Annotated in this window: 8 protein-coding genes; 4 read left to right on the top strand and 4 right to left on the bottom strand. The window is 47.1% G+C overall.

What is annotated here, in order from left to right; translation table 11 throughout:
• The 4 genes from ACJ751_RS24475 to ACJ751_RS24460 form a co-directional block, all read left to right on the top strand.
• Window positions 1-141 (top strand): NADH-quinone oxidoreductase subunit NuoK (locus tag ACJ751_RS24475; RefSeq protein ID WP_407748158.1); only part of this gene is annotated, 141 nt, incomplete at its 5' end.
• Window positions 142-300: 159 nt separating this feature from the next.
• On the top strand, window positions 301-2,184 hold the full coding sequence (gene nuoL / locus ACJ751_RS24470; RefSeq protein WP_407748157.1) for an NADH-quinone oxidoreductase subunit L: 1,884 nt from the start codon (window positions 301-303) through the stop codon (window positions 2,182-2,184).
• On the top strand, window positions 2,181-3,656 hold the full coding sequence (locus ACJ751_RS24465; protein ID WP_407748156.1) for a NuoM family protein: 1,476 nt from the start codon (window positions 2,181-2,183) through the stop codon (window positions 3,654-3,656). Before nuoL ends, ACJ751_RS24465 begins: the two co-directional genes overlap by 4 nt.
• A gap of 58 nt (window positions 3,657-3,714) precedes the next feature.
• The gene (locus ACJ751_RS24460; RefSeq protein WP_407748155.1) at window positions 3,715-5,148 is read left to right on the top strand and encodes an NADH-quinone oxidoreductase subunit N; all 1,434 of its coding nucleotides are present in this window, start codon (window positions 3,715-3,717) and stop codon (window positions 5,146-5,148) included.
• A gap of 81 nt (window positions 5,149-5,229) precedes the next feature.
• Here ACJ751_RS24460 and ACJ751_RS24455 read toward each other — a convergent pair whose 3' ends face one another.
• The 4 genes from ACJ751_RS24455 to ACJ751_RS24440 form a co-directional block, all read right to left on the bottom strand.
• The gene (locus ACJ751_RS24455; protein WP_407748154.1) at window positions 5,230-5,991 is read right to left on the bottom strand and encodes an SDR family NAD(P)-dependent oxidoreductase; all 762 of its coding nucleotides are present in this window, start codon (window positions 5,989-5,991) and stop codon (window positions 5,230-5,232) included.
• A 97-nt stretch (window positions 5,992-6,088) separates the two neighbouring features.
• Entirely contained in the window at window positions 6,089-6,463 is a 375-nt protein-coding gene (locus tag ACJ751_RS24450) for a helix-turn-helix domain-containing protein (protein WP_407748153.1), read from the bottom strand.
• 6 nt (window positions 6,464-6,469) lie between these two features.
• The gene (locus tag ACJ751_RS24445) at window positions 6,470-7,438 is read right to left on the bottom strand and encodes an ABC transporter ATP-binding protein (RefSeq protein ID WP_407748152.1); all 969 of its coding nucleotides are present in this window, start codon (window positions 7,436-7,438) and stop codon (window positions 6,470-6,472) included.
• Window positions 7,439-7,541: 103 nt separating this feature from the next.
• Window positions 7,542-9,473, bottom strand: coding sequence for an adenylate/guanylate cyclase domain-containing protein (locus ACJ751_RS24440; protein WP_407748151.1), 1,932 nt, complete (start codon window positions 9,471-9,473; stop codon window positions 7,542-7,544).
• Window positions 9,474-9,665 lie beyond the last annotated feature (192 nt).

Here is a 9,665-nt window from a genome sequence, read left to right as displayed (position 1 = left end):
CAACCCGATGGACAGGTCATGTTCCTGTTTATCCTGGCAATGGCCGCGGCAGAAGTCTCGGTAGGACTGGCACTCGTGCTTCAGATCTATCATCAGCATAAAACGATGGATGTGGATAGGCTAAAGGAGTTAAGGGATTAGTTTCAAGTTCAAAGTTTCAAGTTCAAAGTTTTAAGTTCATAGGTTATTAAGTTCTTAAGTTATTGAGTTCGTTAGTTCTTGGATTGCATTCCTGGTTATCTGGTTAACTCGTCAACTGGTCAACTTGTTAACCCTATCAACTATATCAACTTTTCAACTATGTCTCAACTTTTAGTATACATACCTGCTTTACCGCTGATTGGTTTCTTGTTACTCTCGTTGTTTGGGCGAAAGTTAAGCAAACCAGTTATTGCCGCAATAGGTGCGGGTACGGTATGCATAGCGGCGATCATTACCATTGGAATGGGCATTTCATTTTTGCTAACGCCACCGCAGGGGGGCGCCTGGCAGCAACTGTTGTGGTCATGGTTCAGGGTAGGAACGTTATCAGTTGATATCAGTTTGCGCGTAGATGCTTTAACGCTTGTCTTTATATTTATAATCACTTTTGTAGGCGCGCTGATCCACATCTATTCTACTTTCTTTATGTGGCGCGATGCCGATTATGCCCGTTTCTTTGCCTGTATGAATTTGTTCGTGTGTTCTATGTTGTTACTGGTTATGGCCGATAATCTGTTGCTGTTGTACCTGGGGTGGGAGGGGGTTGGTTTATGCAGTTACCTGCTCATCGGGTTCTGGTATGATGTACCCTCTAATTGCCGGGCGGCCAATAAAGCATTTTTGATCACGCGTATCGGCGATACCGCTTTGCTGATCGGTTTGTTCCTTTTGTTCAAAGAGCTCGGTTCGTTGAACATAACAACAATTTTGCAACAGGCGCCTGGACATTTTACGGCAGGAGGTTCACGCATCCTCCTCATTACGATATTATTATTGGCAGGCGGCATGGGTAAATCGGCGCAGTTGCCGTTGCAAACCTGGTTGCCCGATGCCATGGCCGGTCCGTCCCCGGTAAGCGCCCTGATACATGCAGCCACCATGGTTACTGCAGGCGTGTATTTGATTGCCCGTATGAATGGGTTGTTCCTGTTGTCACCGGTGACGATGGCCATTGTAGCGATCATCGGCGCTATTACATTATTTGTTGCGGGTTGCAGCGCCCTGGTGCAAACAGACATCAAACGGATCCTGGCTTATTCCACCATCAGCCAGATCGGGTATATGTTCCTGGCATTGGGCGTAGGCGCCTGGAGCGCCGCTATTTTTCATTTCTTCACCCATGCGTTTTTCAAAGCCCTTTTGTTCCTGGCTGCTGGTGTAGTGATTGAAGCCCTGCACCATGAACATAATATTTTTATGATGGGCGGACTGCGAAAAAGAATGCCCGAAGTGTTTATTACATTTCTGGCAGGCGCCGCTGCTTTGAGCGCCTTGCCATTGGTGAGCGCTGGTTTTTATAGTAAGGATGCTATTCTCTGGTACAGTTGGAGTGCAGCCGGTGGCAGCCCGGTGTTGTGGTTCATTGCCCTGGCCGGTGCATTTATTACAGCCTTATACAGCACGCGGTTGATGCTGGTGGTGTTCTGGGGCGATATGAAAACACATGTGCATGAGCAACCCGACCGGGGCATGATCATTCCGCTGCTCATCCTGGCTTTCTTCTCCATTACAGCTGGTTTTATTGAATGGCCGCATAATATGTTCCACCTTACACTGTTTTCTGACCAGGTACAAAAAGTATTACCCGAAACCGTAATGAAACAAAACCAGCCTTCCGAGTGGTTGTTACAGGGCATAGCCATGTTGGTGTCATTGTCGGGCGTGTATCTGGGATATGTACTGTATTATGGAAAGACAGGTGTGCGGTGGCAGCAGTCGCCCGGTTTGTCAGCCACGCGCAATTTTTTATTCAGCGGCTGGAAGTTTGATCAGCTGTACAATTTTGTATTTGTAAAACCATTTTTGTTTTTAACCCGTATCAATAAAGGTGATGTGATCGATCGGATGTACACCGCCATTGCCCAGGCAAGTATTAGATTGAACAGCTGGTTGTCGGTTTCACAAAACGGCTCGCTGCGGATGTACATCGTTGGTGTGCTGGCTGGTATCCTGTTTATTATCACGCTTCAATTGTTGTTATGATACTGGTTTGGATGATAAGCATTTTATTGATTGGCGGCGTTGCGTGCTGGCTGGTGGCGCAACGCAATCAGCTGGCCTGTAAGTGGACGGCCCTGGTTGCGGTGATCGCTGCGTTTCTGCTGCCAATAATCTGGTACCTACAACATGTACCAGCTGTTGGCAGCGGTAATACCTGGCTGATCGATTTCCAGCTGAACTGGATCCCTGCCTTCGGCATCAGCTTTCACCTGGCGATGGATGGGCTCAGTTTTGTTATGATCCTGCTTACTGCCCTGCTGGGCATCCTGGCGGTGCTTTGTTCCTGGAATGAGATCCGGGAGAAAACCGGGTTTTACTTTTTCAATTTGTTATGGACGCTGGCTGGTATTGCGGGCGTTTTTGTCGCCATGGACCTTTTTCTGTTTTATTTCTTCTGGGAAGTAATGCTGGTGCCTATGTATTTCCTGATTGCCATTTGGGGCGACTTCAATCGGCGCAATGCGGCCTATAAATTTTTCATTTTTACCCAAACGGGCGGACTGCTGATGCTGTTGTCGATCCTCGCCCTGTATTTTATTCATGGACAACAAAACAGCGGCAATTATACATTTGACTATTTCGCCTTATTGAATACTGCCATGAACAACGATGCTACTGCCCGCTGGATCATGCTGGGGTTTTTGATCGCTTTTGTGATCAAGCTGCCGATGGTTCCCCTGCACAGCTGGTTGCCCGATGCGCACAGCGAAGCGCCCACCGCCGGCAGTTTGATCCTCGCAGGGTTGCTTTTAAAGACCGGGGCTTATGGCATCATCCGGTTTGTATTGCCTTTCTTCCCTGTAGCTGCAGCTGGTATTGCCTGGTGGGCCATGTTGTTGGGCGTGGTAGGTATTATCTATGGCGCATTGCTGGCGTATGCCCAAACCGATCTTAAACGGCTTATTGCATATACATCGGTTAGCCATATGGGATTTGTATTGTTGGGTGTTTTTGCTTTCAGGCAAATGGCGCTGCAGGGCGTGGTGATGCAATTGCTTACGCATGGAGTGAGTACGGGCGCCTTGTTTGTGCTGGCCGGCATGTTGAAAGAGCGGCTGCATACCCGTGACATCAATCAAATGGGTGGTTTATGGACGGCCATGCCGCAGATGGGCGGCCTGGCGATGGTGTTTGTAATGGCCTCTTTGGGCCTGCCCTTACTGGGTAATTTCATTGCCGAATTCCTCATTTTGTTAGGCGCATTTGAAGTAAGCCCGGTGTTGTCAGTTATCGCCAGCTTTGGATTGGTGCTGTCGGCATTGTATTCCTTGCGCATTATGCAAAAGGTGTTTTTTGGACAGATCCAAACAATTACCGACCCACCCGCCGATATAAGCGCCCGCGAATGGATCATAATGGCATGTCTTACCGCTGCCATTGTTTTCCTGGGATTATTTCCACAGCCGGTGTTTGATATGGTTAATGGTACTCTTAGTCAATTGGTACGCTTGTAATTCAAAGTTGCCAGTTACCGGTTTTCCCGGCAACCGGGAACATTAAATTCTTCATAACATGACATACCTTCAATTTTTAGCATTACTTCCTTTCATTATACTCGCAGCAGCTGCGATCGTAGTGATCCTGCTGATCGCATTCAGGCAAAGCCATACGGTGATACAGGTAACGGGCTTTATGATGATGTGCGGCGTGGTGCTGGCTATGTGGTATGTGCGGAATACGTTGCCCCGGGAAATACCGCCGTTGCTGGTGGTAGATGGATTGGCCGCCTTGTTTACCGGGCTCATTATATTTTCGGTACTGGTGGTGGGGCTGCTTTCCTATATTTATTTCGAAGAACGCGAAGAGAACCCAAAGGAATATTACATCCTGTTATTCCTGGCTACCCTGGGTTCAGCGGTGCTGACCATCAGCCGGCATTTCATTTCTTTTTTTATTGGGTTGGAATTGTTGAGCGTAAGTCTGTATGCGTTGATCGCGTATTTGCGAAACCGCAATAATGCGGTGGAAGCGGGTGTGAAGTACCTGATGCTGGCGGCTTTGTCATCGGCCTTTTTGTTGTTCGGCATGGCATTGATCTATATGGAAACGGGCAGTATGGAGTTTTCCGCCATTGCCCGCGTTATTGATACCACAGGCATGTCGGTTTTGTTTATTATGGGTATTGGATTGATCCTGGTAGCCATTGGGTTTAAACTGGCGTTGGTGCCATTTCATTTGTGGGCGGCCGATGTGTACCAGGGCGCACCGGCGCCTGTGACGGCGTTTATTGCCACCGTATCGAAGATTGGCGTTTTTGCCGTTTTAATACGTTTTGCAGATGCCATCCATTTACAACAAAATGTGCTGGCAGTTACCATCATTACCATAATGGCCATTGCCTGTATGATCGTAGGAAATATCCTGGCCTTAATGCAACAGAACGTGAAACGCCTGCTGGCTTATTCATCCATTGCGCATTTTGGCTATCTGCTGGTGGCGTTTTTGTCGGGCAATGCCGGTATAGGCGCCGCTGTATTTTACCTGCTGGCTTATTCCATTACCCTGTTATCGGCATTTGGTGTCATTACCTTGTTGTCAACCACCCGCAGGGATGCCGATGACCTCAGCGTTTACCGCGGTTTGTTCTGGCGCAGTCCATTAATGGCGGCCATCTTTACCGTTGCGTTATTGTCGTTGGCGGGCATTCCGTTAACAGCAGGATTTCCTGCCAAATTCTTTATACTCACAACCGGGGTGCAACAACACCGGTGGTTACTAACCATTGTTTTGGTTTTGACCAGTGTGATCGGGTTGTTTTATTACCTGCGTATTATCAGTACCCTGTTTGCTACGCCACCGTTAACACCGGTGAAAGAAAGAACGCTGCATCCATTCTTTTACGTAGCCACCTATGCCTCGCTGGTGGTGCTGATGTGTTTGTTAGGCTGGTTAGGTGTATATCCCGGTTTCATAGTAGAAAATGTACGAGCATTTTTGAGCTTTTAATTACGATGCCCGTGGGATTAAAAGCAAAAGGCCGCCCCACATGATGAAGCAGCCATAAAACTTTAAACTTAAAACATAGAACTATAAATTAATTCCCCCTGCTACTTCAATCCGCTGCCCATTGATCCAGGCAGCATCGCTCGTACACAGGAACGCCACTACCGGACCAATATCTTCAGCTTCGCCCACACGATTTAACGGTGTCAACGAACTGAGGACTTCCTGCAATTTGGGATTGTTACGGATGGTAGCATTATTGAAATCTGTAATAATGGGGCCTGGCGCTACAATGTTGGCTGTAATTCCTTTAGCACCTAATTCTTTCGCCATGTATCTGGTCAATACTTCCATGGCGCCTTTCATGGATGCATATACGGAATAACCGGGATTTACGAACCGGGTTGTACCGGTAGAGATGTTGATAATGCGCCCGCCTTTGTTAATATACGGAACAAAATGCTGCGTTAAAAAGTAAACGCCTTTAAAATGTACGTTCAGAAATTCATCAAAAAATTCTTCCGTTACATTTTCAAAAGGCACACCGCCGCCAATGCCAGCATTGTTGATCAGGAAATCAAAAGCGTTGGTGTTCCATTTTGATTGTAGGGTAGACGCGACCAGTTGTACAAACGCGTTGTACGATTTTAAATCGGCCATGTTCAGTTGCAGGGCCACTGCCTGCTGACCCAATGCTTCAATGGTTTTCACTACTTCTGTAGCGGCTGCTTCATTGCTGTTGTATGTGAGGATAACGTTAATCCCTTTTTTAGCCAGGTTGATGGCCATATCTTTTCCCAGGCCCCGGCTGCCGCCGGTTACCAATGCGATTTTTGTTGTTGACATATTGTGCTATTTGTTACGCACAAAATTGGCAACAATTACCGGGATGGGCGTGGTGACAGCTTAAGGAAAAATGGTGAGTGTTTAAGAAAAGTGATAATTATAAACTATCCCGGTACTTTTTAGGGGTCATGCCGGTGAACTTTTTGAAGAATTTTACAAAGTTGGAAGGATCATAAGTAAGCTGGCGGGCAATTTCCCCAATAGGCAGGGGTGAAGTGGCTATCATTTCCTTGGACAGTACTACCAGCCGGTCCTCAAAAATATCGCAGGCGCTTTTACCTGTCACTTCCTTGACGGTAGTGCTTAAATGAACGGGATGAATGTGCAGCTGGTTGGCAAAATCCCTGATCTCGTACATGACTTCTACTTCGCCGGCTTTTAATTCCAGCATATGTTTATCCAGTGCTTCGGTGTATTGCTTCACTATCTCCTTCTGTCGAAAAGAAATGGCAGGGGTAGTTGTTGTTTCCATGAAAAGTTATTTTTTAAATGTCACATAAACGGTATCGCCTTTCTCTACTGTGTTATGTTCGGTTCTTACAGTGATCATGCTCTCAGGCAATGCAATTTCAATTTCATAACCGCTGCCCAGGAAAGCAACCTCTGTTACTTTTCCGGGAACAGCTGTTTTGCTTTTTTTAGCTGCCAGGGTAAATGCTTCAGGTCTGATGTATAACCGTTTGCCGTTACCGTAGGCTTTGGGTATTTCGCCGAATGCAGCTGCTTCCCCTTTGGTAAAACCATTGAATTTACCGAATAACCCGGCAGCATATTCATTAACAGGTTGCCGGTAAATTTTTTCCGGAGTATTCTGCTGAATGATCTGTCCGCTTTTCATTACAATGATCTCATCGGCCCAACTGAGGGCGTCCACCGGGTCGTGCGACACCATTAAACAGGTAATGCCCAGTCTTTCACCCATGGCCCGAATGACAGCCCGCAAGGTATTTCGGTGCAGGTTATCGAGGTTCGAGAATGGTTCATCCAGCAAGAACAGTTTTGGGGCGCCGATCAGTAACCGCGCCATGGCAATCCGTTGTTTCTCCCCACCGGAAACCTGGTCGGTTTTCCTTTTTAGCAAATGGCGGATGTGGCATATTTCATACAACGATTCTGCTTCGTGTTCGGGCAGGGTATTCGCGTATTCCAGTATTTCTTCAACCCGGTAATTATTGCGGAGTTCAAAATGTTGCGACAAATACGCCATTTTCGGATGGCCTGGGATCAATTTTTCATTCGGTCCTTCCACATGTTTGTTCTCGAACAGCACGTCGCCGGCGTCGGGTTGTATCAGTCCGCCAATGATCTTTAACAGGGTGCTTTTTCCGGATCCGGATTCACCCACGATCGCCAGTTTTTGATCCTTTTTCTGACTGAACGAAATGTCTTGTAAAACGGTGGTAGTACCCAATTGTTTGCCGATCCCGGAAACCTTTAATAACGCCATATTGCCTTTGTTGTTCAATAATTCAGGCGCGGGGCCATGGATTACTGAAAATTACTATTTTTTAAAGGCTCAAAAGTAATTCAAAAAGGGGCTAGTTGAAAGATTATACCTCCGCAGAAATTCCCATTCTATGCTTCAGATCTTCAAACCGGGGATCAGCTTTTACTGTTTTGTAAGGAGGATATTCTATGAAACAGGCAACTGGTCCCATTCTTTTATCTATGCAAAGGTTCAGATAATAGTAAGTTTTATCCAGGTTACCGAGGGCGAGGTAGATAGCGGCAAAATCCCCATCGATGACAGAGTCAGGTTCTTCCAGTTCGCGTTGTTCTAACTTTTGAATGCATTCCAGGGCTTTGTCTGTCATACCTAACCGGGCATACGCGTGACCCAGACCCATTAATCCTTTTAATGGATGATTGGTAAGCCGGTGTACTGTTAAAAAATATTCAAGTGCTGTTTGCCAGTCGCCCTTCATGCCAATACACCAGGCCTTTAATTCAATGGCGCTGCGCATTTCAGGGTTCATCTCCAGTAATTTTTCAGCTTGTACTATACCATCATCAAACCGTTCTGCAAAAATATACATCATGCCCAGAGAACGGATGATGGTAGGGGAGAGCGGGTCAATTTGTTCTGCTTCCTCCAGTACTTTAACTGCCTTTGCTTTTTGTCCCTTGGCGATATAATAAAATCCCAACAGGTCATAAGCGGCTACCGCACCGGGATTCAGTTCAATCGATTTTTGTAAGGCATCATATGCATCCTGCCATTTCCATTCATAATACAAATAAGCCATGGCTTTAGCGATATGCCCTTCTGCAATGGTGTCATCCAGTTCCAGGGCCTTATCGGCATACTGGTGGCCAATTTCAAAAGCCGTATGCGGAATCATTTGTCCCTGTGTGCCTAGCGCGCAATACGATTGCGCAACCATCGCATACGCTTCTGCATACCTGGGCTCGATGGCGATGGCCTGTTTAAAACATTCAATGGCCTTGCGGGTATCGCCGGGCGTCAGTTTATTCTTGAAATGTAATCCTTTTAAATAATGCGTATAAGCAGCAATGTTTTTAATGCTCGATTTTATGCCTGGCACCTGTTTGGGCGAAACCGTCAGGTTCTCTTTTAGCTTGTTGGTGATGATGGCGCTGATCTCGTCCTGCACTTCAAAGATATCATCGAGTTTACGGTCGTAGGTTTCACTCCAGATGTGAAAACCATCAGCCGCATTGATCAGCTGGGCGGTGATGCGAACGCGATTGCCAGCCTTGCGCACGCTGCCTTCCAGTATTTTGTCGACGTTCAATTGTATGGCAATGTCGCGAATGTCGTCATTCTTCCCTTTAAACGCGAAGGCAGAGGTGCGCGAAGTAACCTGCAGTCCATCCACGCGGGTGAGCGTATTCAGCAGTTCTTCGGTGATCCCGTCACTGAAATATTCATTCTCCGGATCGGCGCTCATATTTACAAAAGGCAGCACCGCCAGGCGATTGTTAGGCGCGGCCGTTTTGCCCCGCACTTCATTGCGACCGGGCACCACAATGCCGTTGTTGGCGATGGCGAACACCCGGATGGGTTGTTTTATATTCTTTAATTCAAAATAACCCAGTTCGCGGGTTTGAATATGTTGCTGGTTGCGGATCTCGTCATAGACTTTTTCGGAGACAAATACGCCGCCGGGCACGGCCAGCGACTCAATACGGGAGGCCAGGTTAACGCCGTCGCCATAAATGGCTTCCTCCTCAATGGTCACATCACCGGTATGGATGCCGATGCGCAGGTCAACTGTAGAGGATTGCTGCAGCAGTTGCTGGATCTCAATGGCCGCATGCACACTATCGATGGCGCTGTTGAAAATACTCAACGAACCATCTCCGTAATATTGTAAAATTTTGCCATAAAAGCGGGGAATAGTGGCTTCCAGCACTTCCTTAAGCCGCTGGCGTTTGCTACGGGCCAGTTGCTCATTTTCCTGCATCAGGGCGGTGTAACCCGTCATATCGGCAAATAATATAGCTGCAAGTTGTCGCATATCTGATGCAATTTAAGCAGAAAGGCACAAGAAACAAGGTGCACGTTTACAGGGAAACGGGTATGCTTTCAGTGAGGGATGTGAGAATACTTCCGTTTCCCCTTTATTTTATAGCTTTGCCCCTAAAAGCAATCTCATAGTATGATGAGATCCATCAGGGAGCTCCTAAAAAGATCAGGCGGCTATGAATAT

This window comes from Niastella sp. (assembly GCF_045805085.1).
GTDB lineage: Bacteria > Bacteroidota > Bacteroidia > Chitinophagales > Chitinophagaceae > Niastella.
Note: the sequence above shows the minus strand (reverse complement) of the source record. Positions and strands in the feature narration are given on the sequence as shown.